Origin of the sequence: Bacillus andreraoultii, assembly GCF_001244735.1 — a bacterium.
Classification (GTDB): domain Bacteria; phylum Bacillota; class Bacilli; order Bacillales; family Caldibacillaceae; genus Caldifermentibacillus; species Caldifermentibacillus andreraoultii.
In genome coordinates this window covers 548,660-567,913 of the sequence record NZ_LN868937.1, presented here as the reverse complement: position 1 = coordinate 567,913, position 19,254 = coordinate 548,660, and the positions used below count along the sequence as shown (strand labels likewise).

Below are 19,254 nucleotides of genomic sequence, written 5' to 3'. Positions count from 1 at the left end.
CTTATTCTAATTGAAAATTGAAAGGAGAAGATACAATGAATCAAAAAATTAACAAAATGGATTATCTTTACGTAGGTGTTGACCTTCATAAAAAAACGCATGTTGCTGTATTATGCGATTGTGTTTTCACTAAAATGGCAACGTTTAAAATTGGGAATACACCTACAGAATTTCCTAAATTTATCAAAAAACTAAAGGAACATACAAAGGGACAAGATGTAATTTTCGGCCTAGAGGATGTTAACTTTTATGGACGATCTCTTGCCAAATTCTTAATACAACAAGATTTTATTGTAAAAGAAGTAAATTCATCTTATACCAAAAAGAAACGAAAATCTGGAACAAACCGTAATAAAACAGATGAAATCGATGCCCTTGCAATCTGTAAAAATTTAATAACAGAGTATGATAATCTTCCTTTTGCTAATCCAAAAGATATATATTGGACAATTAAACAAACTCTAAGTATACGAAACAATTACGTGCAGATGATGGCAAATATTAAAGTTAGTTTACACAATCTTTTAGTTCATAATTACCCTAATTATAAATCATTTTTTAAGGACTTTGACAGCAAGACATCTAGAGGATTCTTTGCCACATTCCCTAATCCAGACTTATTAATGGAAATAGATAATGAAGAGCTGCTAAAAGTTTTAAAACAGTTTAATAAATCAACACCAGCAAAAAAGGCCGAGGAAATTCTTACGGTTGTTAAAGAACATGGCTGTTGGGAAAATGGCTATGAAGAGGAAAGAAGTAATGTTATTAGATCCTATATTTCAAGCTTAAATTATTTTGAAGATAAAGTATTAAAATTAGAACAACAATTGGACACCTTGATTGAAGAAACAGGATATCCACTTAAAACAATACCGGGTATCGATACTATAGTAGCTGCTACCCTGATTGCCTACATAGGGGACATTAATCGATTTTCAAATAGTGGAAAACTAGCTAAGTTCGCAGGCATTGCTCCTGTTGAATATAGTTCTGGAGAAACTTCAAAAAAATTTTCAAATACACGTGATAACCGTGAACTAAACTCAGCCTTCTATTCACTGGCCTTGACACAAATTAGAAAAGAGGTAAACCCTATTATGCATGAGTATTATAAAAAGAAATGTGAAGGACGGAAAAGAAACAAGCGATGGTGTATGTGGAGCGGAGGCTAGTGAATATTGTATTTTCAATAATGAAGAGCAAACGGCCTTATATTCAGCCTGAACTAAAAGAAGACAAAGAAAGTGCATAATTTAATTTAGAAGTACATTTCTATTATCATTGCATACCAATTTTCGTCCTAATGAACAGTACCATGCATCTGTTTTTCTAGCATATGTACTTCTTGTTTCAATATATCTAATTTTGTATTCAGTTCGTTGATTTCATAATCTGATAAATTATGCTCGACCGCATACACAGCAATCCTTTTCATTTGATGGAGCTTTTCATTTATTTGGTCTAGGATATATGCCTGTTCCTTAGTCCATTCTAATTGTTGTTCTAGAAATTCTTTTAATACTCTTTGTTCTTTATCCATTTTGTTCCTTTCATTGATAAAAAGAGAACCCTAAACAACACTTTAGAGTTCCTCTGAATTGTTTTAAAATTATCAAATAAATTATAAAACTCTTTGTGACAGTTAGTTAGCATCTTTATCTACTTTGTCCTTCAATTTAATTAATACAGATTATTTTTACAACCATACCTGACTTAATTGCAAAAGTTCAAATGGTCATTGTTAATTGTCCAAAACGCTTATAAGAAATATCTATTCCTGAGTAGCACTATATCTTTATTTAGAAAATAATATTTGGAAACTTTGGTGATCACAATGTACAGTAATTAATATCTTTTGACGAATCTGTCCAACTAAGTCTAACCTATCCAATATGTCATATTAGTAGAGAGTATCTATTGGATTATCCTGTAATACAATATTCTTTTGGGCGTAGGGATCCTTATTGTAATACGCTAAATCACTCTATTTTGTTAGTTCATTAACTGTGATAGATCTTTAAGTAATTCTATTTCTTCTTCTTCAATTGACATTTCCAAATCCTCAATTTGTTGTTCAACTTTTTGATTTAATACATTCCAATTTTTTGGACGATGTACCTTATTTTGTAAAAAGCCACGAAGATTATCTCCAATTTCTGATTTGACTTGGCTATCACGGAAAAAGCTTTTCAGTATTTCATGTATGTTGTGCATAATCCTTTGATTCATATCCTTATTTGAGAAAATTGATATATAGATGCTTATATCAATATCTATCGGGGACTCATATTCACTATTATTTACTTGGTTGTATAAGGACAATAAAAACAAATAATACGTAGAAACAAATAAGAAGGCAGAGTTTTTCCTAAAATCATTTGGACCGGCTTTATATTTCAATGTTTCTTTTGCATATTTTAAAACTAAATATGGAAATAAAAAGTGTTCCAAAGGCAGATTTTTAGTATCGTCATTCATAATATCCTGCCATTTAGCACCATTAGGCGTTAATTCATTTGCCTTCCCATAAGCAATATGGGGCCATTGGATAATGCCTGCTGTATAGGATTGAATTACCTCTTTAGCAGGTAATACAAATTTGTTCTTATTTTTTACATTGTCCAGCAAATAATTATACCTTTCATCTCCTATATATGAAGCTTTTTCAGCAGGAGATTTTGCAATAAAAGAACCTCTTTGTATTTCATAAAAATAGCTCAATTGTTTAAATCGTTGTTTCAACTGTTGTTGAAATTCATCAAGAGCATAGAAGTCCATACCTTTAACTGCATTTTGACTGTTAGTATAACGTGTTATATTATCACGTAATGCTTTTTTGTCCTTATCACTCACGTTTTTTCTGGTACGTATAACTTTAATTAGTAAATATCCTTCTTTTTCAAGTTGTTCTACTTCCTTAACTGTTTTGGTTTTAAAAAAATCACCAATAGTTTTTGCTGTTTGGCATCCATTGACAATTTGAGGAGCTTGAACAAAGAGCTGTCCACTTTTTTGCCAGAAATCATAGCAAACAATTGTAATACCATTATTATAAAACCAAAATTTCTCTGGTTCATTTTCCAATGTATGTTTTATCCCTCTATTGATTCGTGACCCCTTTATATGACTACGAATATTGGAATGGAAGAGAGGGTTACCACCTTTATTAACAAAATTAGCAAAGTCTCGTAACCTGACCATAGCAACAGTTGTATCAAACTTTTCAAAGTTTTCTTGTATAGTAATTGGAATTGTTGCATCACGGATTTCTCTTGGCAATTGGCCATCTTTGATTTGGAATTTTTCTAAAATACCATCAAAATCGATAAATTCAAATTTAAGTGAATTAAAATCATCTCCTAGTGTACTTAATTCAGATTTAATATTTGTTTTATGCCAATCAATGATACTATTGTTTGTTACATAGTAACAATTAATAGTTTCATGTTTTTGATAAGCTTCTCTTACCTTAGCCATCAATTCTTGCACAGTTGCTCTATCAGAATCAGGAGCTTCATTAGCTAGCCTTTTACAGTCTGAAATAAACCTTTGAATAGCATCAATGTTATGAGAGTTGTTGTACTTTGTTTGTATAACACATATTTCTCCATTGTAATCAAAAATAGCATCTATTCCATTGTCAAATCTACCAGAGACCTCAACAGCATTTAATACTTCATCTTCTCTTAACTCAAAAATATTATAGAGTACCCATTCACAAAAAAGATTTCCAACTTCCACTTTGCTTTCATTTTTTTTATTTTCTTTTATGTATTCCTCTATTGATTGTTCAATTCTCTGTGCTAATACTTTCTCATAGTTTCTTTGAGACTTTACTTCCTTTGTAAGTGTCAAGGTCCATCCCTCCTTGAAATTATATTAACTCTCTCTACTTTGATATAGATGAGTTAGTGATCATATTCTGTAACTATCAGTTTTGACTTTTTTAAGGTATATTTTAATTGATGAAGGCAGTGATCTATTCTTCTACAAATCCATTATACACCATAGTGAAATATATACTTTTACAAAAACTGTCTAATAATTCTATATTTTTTATTAATGATCTGATTAACACTTTCTCTAGCTATCTAACATATAAGAATAGTTATTGAATTGATAGACACGAACCTCAACTCATATACGAAAAGAGACTCTAGTAAAACTAAAGCCTCTATCATATCTTAAATTAACGAAGAAGTTGTAAAACTCCTTGTGGTAATTGGTTGGCTTGCTTTGCCGCTATGTCTTTCAATCATAGAATAGACTATATCTTCACCCACTTTATTTGGTGGGGCTGGGTACTTCGAACAGCTTTGGCTGCCCTACGAGATTCATAGTCGTAGCATTTTCCTTAGACCGTGTTCTCTAGTCGTTGAACCTTTTCCAGCGTTTCCGCACAGGAACTCGGCTGCTGATTATCCATTGTACCATCTTCATCATTTTCGAACCGTCACGCTTATCGTTTCCAATTACGTTGTGGTTGATGAAGCTTTAGGAAGTTCCAGCAATTCACCCAGTGATGCTCTTACCCGTTACCAGATAAGACGCCCTTTCAATCATTACCGTAAAAGCTGTAAAACACTCTGAGGTAATTGTTGAGATTGAGCTAACATTGCTTGTGATGCTTGTGCTAAGATTGAATTCTTAGTTTGTTCCATCATTTCTTTCGCCATCGTGCGAACATTTACTTTCATAAATGACTAGACTATATCTTCACCCTCTAGTAATTTAGTAGGGGTCGGGAGCTTCGGATTCACAATGCTGATGGACATTGTTTCACCTACGGGTTTCATCATCATAGCATTTGCTTTAGATGGTCTACCCTAGTCGTTGAACCTTCTCCATCCTTTCGGGTCAGGAGCTTGGCTGCTGATTGCCCAATCTTTCTATTTTCAAACCTTCACGCTTGTCGTTTCCAACTACGTTGTGGTAAGAAAAGCTCTAAGGGTTTTCCAGCAATTCACCCGATGATAATCACTAGCCGTTACCAGCTAGGACGACTGTGCTTGTTACTGCACTAGGCAGCTAAAGCATAATCAACGTCACGGATACGAGATTCCGCTGCTGTTAGGTTTTCAGAAGATGTTCCTAAGTTATTAATTGTGTGGTCTAAACGGTTTTGGAATGCACCAAGACTAGAACGTTGAGTAGACACTTTTTCAATAGCATCATTAATCTTTGTAATTGCTGATTCAGCTCCAGCTTGTGAAGATAGGTCAATATCTTTGATACCTAAAGCTTCTGAACGCATATCTTCAATTGTTACTTTCATTGTTTGCGTTTCATTGGCACCAATTTGGAATTTAAGACCTCCACCTTGAGTTGCACTATTTTGATTAGCAAGTCCTAACAATTGAGAAACTTCGCTATTATCAAATTTAATACTACTTGTTGCTTCCTCGGAACCACTTTCTACTACTAAAGCTCCATCTTTTACAGAAACTGATACTTCTTTAACTTGTTCAGATTCTGGAACACTCTCATTATAGTTTTTAATTGCAGCATTAAGGTCTGTTTCTAATGCGTCTGCTACAGTTGATATTGAGTCAGTACCTGCAGCTAATGCACCGACAGCTGTCTTAGTAGCATCAGTCTTATGACCTTTATTGTCTGAACCATTATATGTGAAGTCTATAGCAATATCTTTACCATCAACTGTAAATGTCATTTTGGCATCTTCGCCAGTTAAACTACCAATAGCATTAACATTTCCTGCTCCACCAGCACTAAGGACTCCCTCAGAACCTGTTGAGCTTACCGTTTCGGATCCATCACCAGCCTCTGTTAATCCTAAAGCTTTAGAACCTGCGTCATCAATAATATCTACAGTTGATGTCTCACCAACAGACCCTGATTTAATACTAATTTTTCCATCTTTATCTAGACTAGAAGTTACTGTAACGTCTGAAATGTTTGTTTCATTTGCTTTGTTATAATCCGCAATAGCTTTGTTAATATCTTCTTGTAATTTAGCAGCATAGTCTTTAGTATTTACATTTGTAGTATCATCAAATGCTTTATATGCATCACCGTCTAAATTAACTGCTATGTTTGCACCATCAACTTTTAAATTAAGAGTTGTAGCACCAGTTGCAGTTATATCTCCAGTAGCAATTGTAGTAGTACTATCTGCTACCGCAGCTGTTTCTTTACCAAGTTCAGAACTAATTACTGCTGCATTATCAGTACCAGCTAATTTTTTCTCACCGATAGAACCATCAATAAGTTTTTTAGTATTAAATTCTGTTGTATTACCAATACGATCAATTTCTTGATTTAGCTGATTAATTTCATCTTGAATTGCTTCACGGTCTACATCTGTATTAGTATCGTTAGAAGATTGTACCGCTAATTCACGCATACGTTGAAGGATTGAGTGTGTTTCATTTAATGCTCCTTCAGCAGTTTGGATTAGAGAAATCAATTTGTTATCGCAAAGATTTTTTATTCTCTGCTTCTTTATGTTTCCATAAAGTTCAGGTCATATCTTCATCCCAATAGGATGCCCCGCGCTCGTGGGTGGGTTATTGGTACGGTTCCTCACCACCTGACCGTCACACCTTCCTAACTACTATTCTACCGATTCATTAGGCTTGGCTCGGTATTGCCCACCATCCACACCATTACTGCTGGTTTGGGGTTCCACCGAATTCACGAAGTGTTCATCTAAGTATTACTACTTAGAGCGGCATTTCTAGTTTACCGTCTTGAGCATTTTTTGCTGCTTGATCTAATCCACGTACTTGTGCGCGCATTTTTTCAGATATTGCTAGACCTGCTGCATCATCTGCTGCATTATTAATACGTAAACCTGAAGATAATTTTTCCATTGATTTTTGTTGTGCAGCATTAGCACTACCCAACTGACGATATGTGTTTAGTGCTGCGATATTGTGATTAATTCTCATAATAAAATATTCCTCCTTGAATTTTGTTGGCTCACTTCCTTGTGGGCCCAAAGTTTTTTCAGGGGTTCAAAGGTCTGCAGCCCTCGTTCGCCCTTACATTCCTTATATCGACAAAAAACGAAAGGTGTTTAGCCTTTCGTTTAAAAAAGTTATGATTTTGTTCCGGTATTTTTTACCAAATTAATTAGGTTTGCTGGAATTGCCGCTGCGAGTTTATTTTCTGCTTGAATTTGCTCGAAGATTTCTTTTCGATAGACTTCTACTTCTTTCGGTGCTTCGATGCCGATCTTTACTTGATCACCTTGAATCGAGACAATTTTGATTTCGATGCCGTCGCCGATTTGGATGGCTTCACCCTTTTTTCTCGCTAAAATTAACATCGGCTCACCCCTTTACCGATGCAGGCGATTTTTTAAACAATGGATGTTTTGTTTTGTACGCTTCATTATTTAAAATCACCTGTTTGGCTTCATTATTTTTTGTATTAATGACGATTGGTGCTTGTAGATTGACTGTTGTTTTTTCAAACGGGTCTTGTAAAGTCAAAATATTCATCACTTTAACATCGGTTGGTGCTTCGATGTGTAATTGACTAACGACCGTATCTTCCAAATTAAAATCATAGTCTGGAAAGAAGAGGAATGGATCGGTCACAACAAATGTCAGTTCTTCTGTTTGCACCGATTGCAAAACAAAATAAACACGATCATCTGTGAGCGGTAAAAGAATAAATTGCTTTTCATCAAGAAAACCCGGAATTCCATTCTCAAAAGTAAGGATTTCCTTCTCATTAATTACCATTTCGCCGTGGTATTTTGTTTTTATGTTCATCATGTTTCCACCTACTTATCAATATTGCAATGAGACGTGCGACATTATACTTTTATTATACCGATTCAGTAAACAAATTAACAAAATCAATTTTTAGCGTGTTCTTTTGTTCTAAATAAATATTTACCTTTCCTGGGGTATAGTCGTGGATTGGTTTTCGAACTTGTAGGTCAATGTTCGGCTTTTGTGGTGTAGCATTTATTTGTACGTCGGCCGGTTGGTAATGAATGTTCACACTGCCATGAGACGGAATCCAACCGATGCTAAGTTGGGCTTCCGGTTTATATCCATTTTCAATTGCCTGAGAAGGAAATGGGTTTATTCCTGATTCTATCTCCATTAACTCATCACCTTGTCGAACGCGGCGAGCGATTCCTTCCATAGCAGTTTGCTTCCCATTTTGTGCATTTTCTTCCACTAATCGAGGAATTGTTTTAAAGCCAAGTTGTGCCCATGCTTCCGTTTGATCAATTGTGAGTCGAGCTGGTACAGTTTCGATTGATAATTGTGCTTTTGGCTGTTCGATCGTTTGAATGGCTTTCGGTTGTTCAATGGTTTGAATTGGTTTCTCCGTTTGGATACCAATTTTTGCAAATGTCGATTCGAGACGTATTTGTGGTAAGTTCATCAGTTTCCACCTCATGATATGAAATAAATCTAGTGAGACTATCATGTGATTATTTTAAGTTAAGGGATAGCCATTAAGAAAACTCAGGGTTGGAGACTTTAGACGAAAGCAGAGCCGTACTTACGCCGGGCGTATAGGAAAGTAGAAATTGAATAATTTATACTTTCCTAGTAGATAAAAGAAAGCTATCCCAAACGAATAGCTCCTTATCATCTATATTTATCTTAAAAAGTCCATAAGCGATGGTTGAATGATTTTTGCACCGACACTCAACGCTGCCCGGTGGATTGATTCTTGTGTGATCATTTCAGTAATTACTTGTTCCATTTCGACGTCTTCATTTTCAGAAAGTATTCTTGTTGAAATCACTTTTTGAGCACTGAGTCTATCTTTCATCATTTCAACCCGGTTTTGTTTTGCCCCAACTTCAGCTTGAACTTTCAAAAACCGATCAATTTCTTTATCGATTTTTCCAATATATTCATTGATTTGACCATCCGTTGCTGTTGGGTCTTTTAATATTTTTATCAAACCATTCAAAGTACCTTCTTCAGCACCTGTTGTCTGATCTTTTTCACTAAGAGCAGAACCGAATAAATCTTTTCCTTTTGTGTTGACCGTCATTGAGATTCCATCAAAAATTTCAATCGTAATATCCCCATCAGAGAATTGACCGTCTTTTGGTGCCTGATTCGTATTTGCTCCGTTAAAAATATATTTCCCACCGACTTGTGTTTCGGCGATTGTTTGTAATTGGTCACGTAATTGTTCGACCTCAACAGCAATTGCATCACGTTGGGTTTCTTCGTATGTCCCGTTAGATGCTTGTACAGTTAGTTCTCGTACCCGTTGAAGAACTTTTACACCTTGGGTAATGGCATCATCTGTTGATTCAAGCCAATTATTTACTTCACTAATGTTCCGCGTATATTGTTGTACTTGATTTAGGTCAGTTCGATATCCAAGTCCAAGCATTGCTACAACTGGATCATCTGATGGTCGAGTAATCTTTTTTTGAGTTGCTAGCTGGTCTTGAAGTTTCCCCATTTTATTATAACTATTACTTAAGTTCCGTAACATATTATTTGATAACATGGATTGAGTTACCCGCATGTTTTCACCGCCTCTGTTTAAAGTATTGTCGGAAACATTCTATTAAAGTTAAAATTCATGTACAATCGATTATCGGCCGACTACGCCCATACCGTTAATAACTTTATCTAACATTTCATCAATGACATTAATCATTCGTGCTGATGCATTATAAGCATGTTGAAACATAATTAAATTTGTCATTTCTTCATCTAGTAAAACACCGCTAACAGATTGACGGTTGTTTTCAACAGAATCAACTAACACCTGGACATTATCTCTATTTTTATTCGCACTTTGAGCAGAAACCCCAAGGTCACCAATCATCGCGGCATAATAGAAATCAAATGTTCCTGACATGTCGTCTGGAAGTGAAGCGGAATATTCACTAAAATCCTTTGACTTTATTTTTGAAAGTAAAAATGCATTTTGATTATTACCAGAGTTACTACCTGGATCTCCGGATGCAGCGATTTTTGCTGGATCTTTTTTTACATCATCGCTTACTTTAATGATTTGCGCATAATTAATATTTTTATCAAATGATGTACTTGAACCGATATCAAAGAAATTGCCTGCCTTTTGGTCACTATTTAATCCATAGCCATTCCGATGAATTTCATTAAATTCGCTGGCATAAGCATAGGCTAGTTTGTTTAGTTTTTCAAGCATTTGTGGGTAATATCCTTTATCAGTTCCTTGATCTTTATACCCATAGCTTTCAATGAGACCTGCGAGCCGTCCAGTGAAGTTAAATTCATCAAGTTCTTGGTTGCCAACTTTTACTGAACTTACATTCCCTTTTAGTGGCGCATCTGCTGTATTTTCACCTGTTACCGTTAATTTATTGATAGTTGAGTTACCTGTCCCTTTATCAACCGAGAGTAACATTGCTTTCGAGCCAAAAGAAGTTCCATCTTTTTGAACTAACTCAATTTGATAGTAACCTTGTGCTGTTGGAGCTGGTTGACCATAATGATCAGGTTTTTCTGTCGTTACTTTTATATTCACAAGACTCGACAATTGGTCAACAAGTAAGTCCCGTTTATCATATAAGTCATTTGGAAGCAACCCATGTGGTTCAACACTAGCAATTTGTTTATTTAGTTCATCGATTTGCGAAACAATTGTGTTAATATTTTTTACTGTTACATCGATTTCACTGCCAAGGTCACTTTTAATTCGATCAAGTGAGTTGTAATAATAATTGAATGTATCTGCCAACATTTCTCCCCGTGAAGCGACAACTTGGCGGGCACCAAGATTTTCGGGATGGTCGGCTAAATCTTGTAGCGAGTTCCAAAATTGACTTATAACACTTTGTAAACCACTATCACTTGGTTCATTCATAATATCTTCCATTTTCGCAAGAGAACTACTTAATGAACTGTAGTAGCCTAATTTTGTATTCTCTGTGCGATATTGAAGATCAAGAAAACTTTCGCGGACACGTTCAATTGTACCTGCTTCTACACCTGTCCCCATCTGTCCTGGAATTTGTGCACGGTTCAGCCCGTTGCCAGGAAATGGTTCAGATGTACGAAAATTCACTCGTTGTCTTGTATAACCTGGTGTATTTGCATTTGATATATTATGTCCTGTTGTATAGAGTGCAGATTGTTGAGTAGTCATCCCGCGTTTTGCTGTTTCTAATCCATGAAATGTGGAAACCATCTATATTATCCTCCGTTCATAAAGAGGTTGTACTCTTTCTATGCTTGTGAGTTAAAAATGGAACGAGAACCAATAGGGGTTGCTTTTTTATTACCCGATGGCGGCCCATAATTAATTGATTTTGTTCTCGGTTGGAATAAATCTAATGAATAATTGACAAATTGCAGCGATTGTTGAATTAACTCTTGGTTTAATTCATTTTGTTCCTTGATTTTTTGTAAAAGATCCGTCAGATTTTTATATAAATCTTCTAATATTAATTTTTGTTCAATATCAGCCTTTTCAATACATTCGCTCATCGTTGGTTGCGACCCAGAGCTTGTTTGGAATAATTGTTGTAACTCTTTTATCCGTTCATTTTCCAACGCTGTAATAGCTGTAATATGTTTTTGTTCATTATTCATCATTTGGTTGAGGGTTGAAATATCGTTTCCTTTAATGACATCTACTTTACTTATAGCTATTTCGTATAAGCTTGTATATAATTTCAGTTGTTTTTCTAGTATTCGTATTAATGAATCAAACTTCATCGCCCTCACCTATTTTCTATCTTATTCCGATCCTAATTTATTGTTTTTTCATATAGTAATTGTATATACTTTTCGCTAATTCTTGATGGTCAATTTTATACGTACCGTTTTGAACTTGTTCTTTAATTTCTGCAATTTTTGCTTGGCGGGCTGGATCAGACTTCTGTTGTAATTTTAATGCTTCAGATGAAATTTCGATTTGATCGTTCGTCTTTCCAACACTTTTTTTCACCGTTTCAGCTTTTTGAAATTCACGTTTATACGGATTCAAACCCGATGGACCATAATTAGTTATCTTCACTTTGAATTCCTCTCTTTCCATCGAACAGTTTTACTATATTTTATATCGACCTTATCCTGAATTTGTTTAATATTATTTTACTCTTTTTATCGTTTTCCTCGATATTTTTCATCAATCGCATGATAAGTTACTTGCCTCTCAGCAATCTCCTTTTGTCGTTCCTGCTCTTGTTCAAATACTTCTAACTCGCTTTTAAATTCCTTCGCACAACGATCACAAAGTCTACCTCGTTGAATAGGTTTTCCACATTTTTCGCAAGGATATCCAAGATTAGGGAAGTTAACTAAACGAATTCGACCTTTACGAATAAATTTCAAAATTAAATCTTCCTCAACACCGGTTTCTTCGACTACTTGAATCATAGAGGCGGTTCGATTTTGTCTTTGCTTTAAGAAGGAATTAACCTTGTCAAAAGCTTGTTCTTCTTCTTTATAACATTTATCACAAATATCACGTATGGGATTTTTCACATAAATCGAACCACAATTCGTACAATTGACTAAATCCATTTTCTGCTCATCCTTTCTGTTGGTAACTATCTATGTCTATTATACAACGAGAACTTAAGAAACAAATCTTAAGAGACTTTCATACACTACTATACTTTTCGGTTAAAAATGTGAAAGTTTGATAGTTTTTCGTTATTTTAACGTGTAATTGTGAATATTCTTTTGTAAAGGCGTAAATCTATCCTCTTGCTAAAGTTAATGATTTGATTGACTTTGCACCTGCTTGTTTTAAACGTTCTGCTGCATGGCGGAGTGTGGAACCTGTCGTGTACACATCGTCTATGAGGAGAATTCGTTTTTGTCTTATCGGTTGGCTTGTTTGCGCAATTTGAAAAACTTGTGGAAGATGAATTCGTTCATTTCGCGTCTTTTTTGATTGCTTTTCCGTGTGGACTCTTGTAAGTAAGTTTGTTGGCGCAAATCCTGCCTCGATAATTAAACTTTCTGCTTGATTAAACCCACGTTCATAAAGCCGCTCCTCACTTAACGGTATCGGGACGAGTAGATCATACTCTATTTTTTGTATTTGCTCGGAGATAGACGCCGAAAATACTTTTGCAATGGCATAATCTCCCCTATATTTAAACCGGGCAATTACTTCAGTCATAAAGTCATTATATTCATATAGTGAGTAGTTTTTCTCTAGAACATTTTTCCACCGGCTTGATTTTTCCCAATTCGTACAGTCAAGGCAATGGTGACCAATTCGAAATTGTGGGTCTAGTTTATCTAGTGGGCGACTGCAAATTTGACAAATCTCACCTTGGATTCGTTGCAGTTGTCCTTGACATTTTTCACATAACAGTGTCTTCTCCAATCCAAGTAGGAGTGTGGTCCAACCGATTGTTCTAGTTATTGTATTTGAACATAGTAGACAAAGGTCAGATTTAAAAAAGTTCAATACTGCGCACCTCCGAATGTTGACAAAGCAGATGATTATAAGTAAAATTCGAAAATTGGATTGGCCGATGTATGAGTGTAATTCCGACAATTTATCGATTTTCCGTTCAATGAGTTGTTCCTAAAACGAACGATTCATTCATGAGTGAAAGCCTGAAAATATCCGTAATTTCACCCACAAAATGATCTTTTTAATGAGAACATCTCCTTACCCATCAATTAAGCCTTCCCTCCTCGCTTCCCGGTTCATCCTTACCAACTGTTCACGGGCACGGACCATCGCACGCGTTTTTCCATAATGAAAAAAGGTAATGTCACCTGTCGGGTATTGTGGACTTCTCCCCACGCGACCAGCAATTTGCACTAAAGCACTTTCTGTAAAAATTCCGTCTTCCGCTCCAACAACTGCCACATCAATATTTGGAAACGTCACTCCTCTTTCTAAAATGGTTGTCGTTAATAGGATTTGTGTACTGCCCTTTCGCATATTTTGTACTTTTTCTTTCCGATTCGGATCTTCAGAATGAACGGCTTGTATATTCGAATCCAGTTTCCGAAAAAGAGGAAGGGCTTGCTCCATTAATTCGATATGGGGGAAAAATAATAAGGCTTGTTTATTCGTTTCTAATCTTTCCTTAAACCAACGGAGAACAGGGTTTGGAATCCGACTTTTTTTAATCTCTTTTCGCCAATCACCACACCAAGTAAATTTTGGAATTGGTAATGAATGGCGATGGAATCTCGCTGGTAAAATAACGCAATTTCTCTGGCCGCGGTAACACTCTTTTTGCCATTGTTCTTTCGGAGTCGCTGTTAAAAAGATCATTGACCCATCTTGCTTTCTTGCCTTTTCTGCAGCATGTTGTAACATTTCATCAGCAGAATACGGGAAAGCATCTACTTCATCAATAATTAAACAGTCAAACGCTTGATGGAATCGTAATAATTGGTGAGTTGTTGCAACGACGAGCTGACTATACCGATGGTGGTCCTTGCTCCCACCATATAAGGAGGAAATTGAAACTTCAGGAAATACATGTTGCAAACGGGGAGTTAATTCAAGGACGACGTCGGTTCGAGGAGTAGCAATGGCCGTCCGCTTTCCAAGTCGCAGCGCCTCCTCAATACCATGGAAGAGCATCTCTGTTTTCCCTGCACCACAAACCGCCCATACGAGAAGGTCCTTATTTTCTTGGATAGCTTCTTTTATTTTGTCTGATGCTTCTTTTTGTGACGAGGATAGTTCACCATCCCACCGTAATGAATTTTCATACGTATATTGGGGATTCGGTCCTGTCCAAGTAATTAATGGCGTACATTGACTAACACGTCCCATCATGATGCATTTCCGACAATACGTGCAATAGCTTTTACAACGTGAACAAATGAACGAGGAGAATAAGGCGGGGTCGCGATTATGACATCTTTCACAACGATATATTTTACCGTCTAGATGTACGCCCTTTTGATAGTGAATATATCCGTGTTGATAATGATCGTGTAATTCTTCAAGTGAAAAAGGAATCTCGTCAAGTAACAACTGTCGTCCGGATAAAAATTTTCGCATATCGGTATTAAATGGGTAGTTTTCGTCAATGGGTAATGGATGGACTACATCGATATCACTAATTTTAACAAGCATATTTCGCTCATCTTTTGCAAGCAGCTGGGGAAGTAGTTCATTGTTTTTTTGGATAAATAGCAATCATACCCCTCCTAAGTGTTGAAATAATGACGTTTTAACCGACAGTTAAGTCATAAATATTTTTTTCAATCAATCTCATCTCTTCTCGTTTCCAAGGAATATAGGTTGAAATTCCGTTGGCGAAAAATATGGTAGAGATGAACTTAATACGGATTATATAATACATTGTTCGTTTGGAAAAATCATGATTTTGAAGATTTTGGAGCTATACAATGAAGGAAATGCATTTTTACTAGATAAATAACTCGTTATTCGGTGAGGATTTGTAAAAATTGCTATTTTTTCTTTATAAAATCCCACATAAAAACCAACCAGTATAAACTGATTGGCTTAAGCGTGCGCTATTGACATTAGTAAGTTATATCTTCTCTAGGTTTGCAACCGGTAATTTTATTTCTTCATCCAACCTAATCCCATGGCACCTTCACCTAGATGGGTTCCGATTACCGGGCCGAAATAGCTTAGTGTAAATTCTACATTCGGATAGAGAGCCTCTAGTTCTTTTTTCCACTGTTTTGCTTCCTCTTCACGCTCAGCATGAATAATGGTTGCTTGATATGCTGCACCTGTTTTTGCATCTTCTCCTAGCAATTCGACAATTCGGTTCATTGCCTTTTTCTTTGTTCGGATTTTTTCAAAGGGGACGATGACTTTATCGACAAAATGTAGAAGTGGTTTTACTTGCAAAAGTCCACCAATGATAGCTTGGGCACTGCTTAACCGACCTCCACGTTGTAAGTTTGTTAAATCGTCTACCATGAAATAAGCTCTTGATGTCGCTTTTAATTCATCCAAACGAGCAATAATTTTTTCAGGGTCTTCTCCAGCTTGAGCTAATTTCGCAGCTTCCAACACGTAAAACCCTTGTACCATACAACTAATTTCTGAATCATATGGATATACTTTAATGGATTGAACCATATTTCCCGCAGAAACAGCTCCTTGGTATGTTCCACTAATTCCACTTGATAAATGAATGCTAATGACCGCATCATATTCCTTAGATAACTGTTCGAATAATTCCACAAACATGCCAATGGATGGTTGGGTTGTTGTTGGTAAGTCTTTTTGATTTTGCATCATATTGTAAAAATTAGATGCAGTTAATTCGACTTCTTCTTTATATGATTCATTACCAAATACGACACTTAAAGGAATCATATGAATATTGTACTGTTCCCGAATTTCCTTCGGTATGTAGGCAGTACTATCTGTAACAACCGCTGTCTTCACGAACATCCCTTCCTTTCATAATAAGTTCTTTTAAAAATAATACGTAAATAAGTGCAAATGGAATAATTATAATAACGCTTATGATAAATATATAATAGGAATACACAAAATAAATCTATACTATTCTATTCTACATGTAAATGATATTTCCCCGCTAGAGATAAACGAAGATTTTTTATGAAAGGAAGAAAAAATATCAATACACGTGAACGACTTTCCATTGTTTTTTAATACTACCATATCTATTCTAGCCTTCCAAAATTTGAGATTTCAATTCGACATTTTTTGAATTTGTTTTTTTAAGTTTGCACCGCAAGTATATAGCGTTTTCATGATTTTGGAGAACTTCATTTGCCGAGCAATTATTTTTCGCACCTAAAACATACAGCTAAACCATTTCCTAGATACTCTCTACTGCATAAAAAAGACTATCCCTTTCCCCTAGAGATAGCCGTTCTCTCAATTAGCTTTTTTGTAATACCTCTACCCAACCTTTTTTAATTGCTTCTACGACAGCTTGAGTACGGTCATTACAGTTCATTTTTTGTAAAATATTGCTCACGTGGTTTTTTACTGTTTTTTCACTAATATATAACGTTTCTCCAATCATCTTGTTACTTTTTCCTTCTGCTAAAAGTTGAAGAACTTCACATTCACGTCTAGTTAATAAATGGTAAGGTCGACGAACTTCATAAAGCGGTGCAGCACCACGATCGACTTGAGCCTTCGATGCATTTTCCGCTAGTCGACGAAACTCTTTAACTAAATTGTGGGTAACTTTCGGATGAATATATGAGCCTCCCTCGGCAACAACTTTCACCGCTTCAATTAATGAATCGACATCCATCTCTTTTAGTAAATAGCCACATGCACCAGTTTTCAAAGCGTGGGTCACATAGTTTTCATCATCATGAATAGATAAAATAATGACTCTTGTTTCAGGTCGTTGTTCTATTAGCTGTTTTGTCGCCTCGACACCATTGACATCTGGCATATTAATATCCATAATAACGACATCTGGTTGGTATCTTTCAACTAATTCTACTGCTTCGTTCCCATCCGTTCCTTCTCCTACAACTTCAAATGACTTTTCAAACTCTAATATTTTTTTAATTCCTTCACGATATAATTGATGATCATCTATAATTAAAATTCTTGTTTTTCTCAACATCGTTTCCTCCCTTTGCCGATGTAGCTTCCTTATTTCTTGAAGAAACTGGAAGATTGATACGTAAACTTTCTCAACCGTGTAGAAGATAAAGGTATACTTTTTTAAAAGTATTTATTTCATGATTAATTTAGTTCTATATTGATCAGGCATCTCCCTGCTTTAAAAACAATTTTTCACAAAATGTAAATGATGAAGACATAATTGTACGTGAAATTCCCCATTGATTTTTTAATAACCTATTTTTTTAAACTTATATTAGTTAATTTTACTGAAAAAGAGGAGTAGTTATCTAGGTCCAAAATACTTATTTTATCGGGATTGATATAATTACTTTAGTCCCTTGGCCAATGTTCGATTGGATTGTCAGGGTACCTTCCAGTAATTCTACTCTTTCTTTCATACCACGTAAGCCGAAAGAATCTTCTTTTCTGATATTCGGGTCAAAACCGATCCCATCGTCTTTAATAACAGCAATAATATTTTTTTGATTCATTTCGAGTTTCACTTGAATGACGCTTGCCTTCGCATGTTTCAGTGCATTTTGTACAGATTCTTGTATGAGGCGAAATAAGGCTACTTCCATTTTCGTATTTAATCGTTTATCTTCCCCAAAATAAGTGAACGGAATGTGTACTTTTGCCATTTTATTATATTCTTCCACCGTTTGTAGATATTTTTTTAGAGTAGGGATTAAACCTAAATCATCTAATGCCATCGGTCGTAAGTCATAAATAATATGGCGGACTTCATAGAGGGCATCTCGGACGGTCTTTTTTAATTGTTTAATTTCTAGGAGAGCTTCATTAATTCCACGTTCTTGATAGACTTTCTCAATTAAATCTGAGCGCATCATGACGTTTGCTAACATTTGAGCAGGACCATCATGAATTTCTCGAGAAAGGCGCTTTCTTTCCTCTTCTTGGACTTCCATAATTTTTAGGCCAAATTCTTGCTTTTCGTGAGCATCTTTAATAAATTGAGTCATATTTTGTAAGTCACCCGTTAAATAATTTATAACGACATTCGTTTGAGAGACAAGCTTATCCGCACGTTCAATCGTTTCTTGGATACCTAATACGCGACGCTCTAACTCATCTCGACGCTCCCGAAGTTGTTTTTCAACTTGCCTCGACATAGTAAGTTTTGTTTGTAATTTATGGGCATGTTCATAAACGGTACGAACCTCTTCTTCGGAATATTGTTCAAAATACTTGCTTACTTCAGATAGTCGTTTTCGTGCCCCTCTCAATTCCCTTTCCAGCCGCTCTTGTTCATCAATCGCTTCAGCAACCATTCGTTTTGTTTTCTTTATCTCGTCAACAATAAACTCATAGTCTTTCCGGCTCTGTTCGCCAATCTTGAATATTTCTGTTTTACTTTCATCAACCGTGTCAATCATTTTCTTTAAAATATCATCCAACGTTTTTGCATTAAATTGCTTTACGGACATAATAACACTCCAAAGTATCCAAATATTAATATAGCTTTTCTTAACTTATATTTTCCTTATTATCATAACATTTTTCTACAAATAATTTATAAGTTTTTAATGGTAAAATCCATATAATTCAGTATTTACCTACATTTTTACATAATAGGAAGTCAATTTCAACCAAGATAGATTACTGGAAAAGTACTTTGAACAATTGCGATAATACGAATCTCCTATTATAATAGAACTTATGTATTAGGTTTTAAATTATGTTCCAAATTTCATATGTATCCAAAAAACTCTCTATACTTGACTTTTCCAGTCATATTCCTAT

Annotated in this window: 17 protein-coding genes and 3 pseudogenes; 1 reads left to right on the top strand and 19 read right to left on the bottom strand. The window is 35.4% G+C overall.

All coding sequences use genetic code 11. The annotated features are described in order from the left end of the window. Positions 1–35: 35 nt before the first annotated feature. A complete protein-coding gene (locus BN2144_RS07945; RefSeq protein ID WP_050632253.1) occupies positions 36–1,175 on the top strand; it encodes an IS110 family RNA-guided transposase in 1,140 nt (379 codons plus the stop codon). A gap of 128 nt (positions 1,176–1,303) precedes the next feature. Here BN2144_RS07945 and BN2144_RS07940 read toward each other — a convergent pair whose 3' ends face one another. From BN2144_RS07940 to BN2144_RS07855, 19 genes and pseudogenes are all read right to left on the bottom strand, one after another. After that, positions 1,304–1,543 carry a hypothetical protein gene (locus BN2144_RS07940; RefSeq protein WP_033827755.1) on the bottom strand — a complete coding sequence of 80 codons (240 nt, stop codon included), beginning with the start codon at positions 1,541–1,543 and terminating at the stop codon, positions 1,304–1,306. Between the two features lie 452 nt (positions 1,544–1,995). Continuing rightward, complete coding sequence (locus tag BN2144_RS07935; protein ID WP_033827754.1) at positions 1,996–3,858, bottom strand: AIPR family protein; 1,863 nt, start codon at positions 3,856–3,858, stop codon at positions 1,996–1,998. Between the two features lie 707 nt (positions 3,859–4,565). Further along, positions 4,566–4,700 (bottom strand): flagellin, encoded by a 135-nt coding sequence (locus BN2144_RS07930; RefSeq protein WP_033827753.1) that lies wholly within the window; start codon positions 4,698–4,700, stop codon positions 4,566–4,568. A 335-nt stretch (positions 4,701–5,035) separates the two neighbouring features. Further along, a pseudogene (locus tag BN2144_RS20950) lies at positions 5,036–5,227 on the bottom strand (flagellin); the annotation flags it as partial. Between the two features lie 1,050 nt (positions 5,228–6,277). Further along, positions 6,278–6,430: pseudogene (locus tag BN2144_RS20945) on the bottom strand (flagellin N-terminal helical domain-containing protein); the annotation flags it as partial. Positions 6,431–6,707: 277 nt separating this feature from the next. Beyond that, positions 6,708–6,914 (bottom strand): annotated as a pseudogene (locus BN2144_RS07920) (flagellin N-terminal helical domain-containing protein); the annotation flags it as partial. Between the two features lie 149 nt (positions 6,915–7,063). Further along, positions 7,064–7,294 (bottom strand): carbon storage regulator CsrA, encoded by a 231-nt coding sequence (gene csrA, locus BN2144_RS07915; RefSeq protein WP_033827751.1) that lies wholly within the window; start codon positions 7,292–7,294, stop codon positions 7,064–7,066. Between the two features lie 4 nt (positions 7,295–7,298). Further along, positions 7,299–7,745: a flagellar assembly protein FliW gene (gene fliW, locus BN2144_RS07910; RefSeq protein ID WP_268258026.1), complete on the bottom strand. Its 447-nt coding sequence runs from the start codon at positions 7,743–7,745 to the stop codon at positions 7,299–7,301. Between the two features lie 55 nt (positions 7,746–7,800). Next, positions 7,801–8,373 carry a DUF6470 family protein gene (locus BN2144_RS07905; protein ID WP_033827749.1) on the bottom strand — a complete coding sequence of 191 codons (573 nt, stop codon included), beginning with the start codon at positions 8,371–8,373 and terminating at the stop codon, positions 7,801–7,803. 219 nt (positions 8,374–8,592) lie between these two features. Beyond that, positions 8,593–9,486, bottom strand: a complete 894-nt coding sequence (gene flgL, locus BN2144_RS07900) for a flagellar hook-associated protein FlgL (protein ID WP_033827748.1) — start codon at positions 9,484–9,486, stop codon at positions 8,593–8,595. Between the two features lie 69 nt (positions 9,487–9,555). Then, entirely contained in the window at positions 9,556–11,139 is a 1,584-nt protein-coding gene (gene flgK / locus BN2144_RS07895; RefSeq protein ID WP_033827747.1) for a flagellar hook-associated protein FlgK, read from the bottom strand. A 38-nt stretch (positions 11,140–11,177) separates the two neighbouring features. Beyond that, the gene (locus tag BN2144_RS07890; RefSeq protein ID WP_033827746.1) at positions 11,178–11,669 is read right to left on the bottom strand and encodes a flagellar protein FlgN; all 492 of its coding nucleotides are present in this window, start codon (positions 11,667–11,669) and stop codon (positions 11,178–11,180) included. Positions 11,670–11,706: 37 nt separating this feature from the next. Beyond that, a complete protein-coding gene (gene flgM, locus BN2144_RS07885; protein WP_033827745.1) occupies positions 11,707–11,970 on the bottom strand; it encodes a flagellar biosynthesis anti-sigma factor FlgM in 264 nt (87 codons plus the stop codon). Between the two features lie 86 nt (positions 11,971–12,056). Continuing rightward, positions 12,057–12,479, bottom strand: a complete 423-nt coding sequence (locus tag BN2144_RS07880; RefSeq protein WP_033827744.1) for a TIGR03826 family flagellar region protein — start codon at positions 12,477–12,479, stop codon at positions 12,057–12,059. 178 nt (positions 12,480–12,657) lie between these two features. Next, on the bottom strand, positions 12,658–13,380 hold the full coding sequence (locus BN2144_RS07875) for a ComF family protein (protein WP_033827743.1): 723 nt from the start codon (positions 13,378–13,380) through the stop codon (positions 12,658–12,660). 207 nt (positions 13,381–13,587) lie between these two features. After that, positions 13,588–15,084: an ATP-dependent helicase ComFA gene (locus BN2144_RS07870; protein ID WP_033827742.1), complete on the bottom strand. Its 1,497-nt coding sequence runs from the start codon at positions 15,082–15,084 to the stop codon at positions 13,588–13,590. 390 nt (positions 15,085–15,474) lie between these two features. Then, a complete protein-coding gene (locus BN2144_RS07865; protein ID WP_033827741.1) occupies positions 15,475–16,317 on the bottom strand; it encodes a DegV family protein in 843 nt (280 codons plus the stop codon). 463 nt (positions 16,318–16,780) lie between these two features. Then, on the bottom strand, positions 16,781–17,485 hold the full coding sequence (locus tag BN2144_RS07860) for a response regulator (protein WP_094763139.1): 705 nt from the start codon (positions 17,483–17,485) through the stop codon (positions 16,781–16,783). Positions 17,486–17,792: 307 nt separating this feature from the next. Continuing rightward, positions 17,793–18,938, bottom strand: a complete 1,146-nt coding sequence (locus BN2144_RS07855) for a sensor histidine kinase (RefSeq protein WP_033827739.1) — start codon at positions 18,936–18,938, stop codon at positions 17,793–17,795. Between the last annotated feature and the right edge of the window lie 316 nt (positions 18,939–19,254).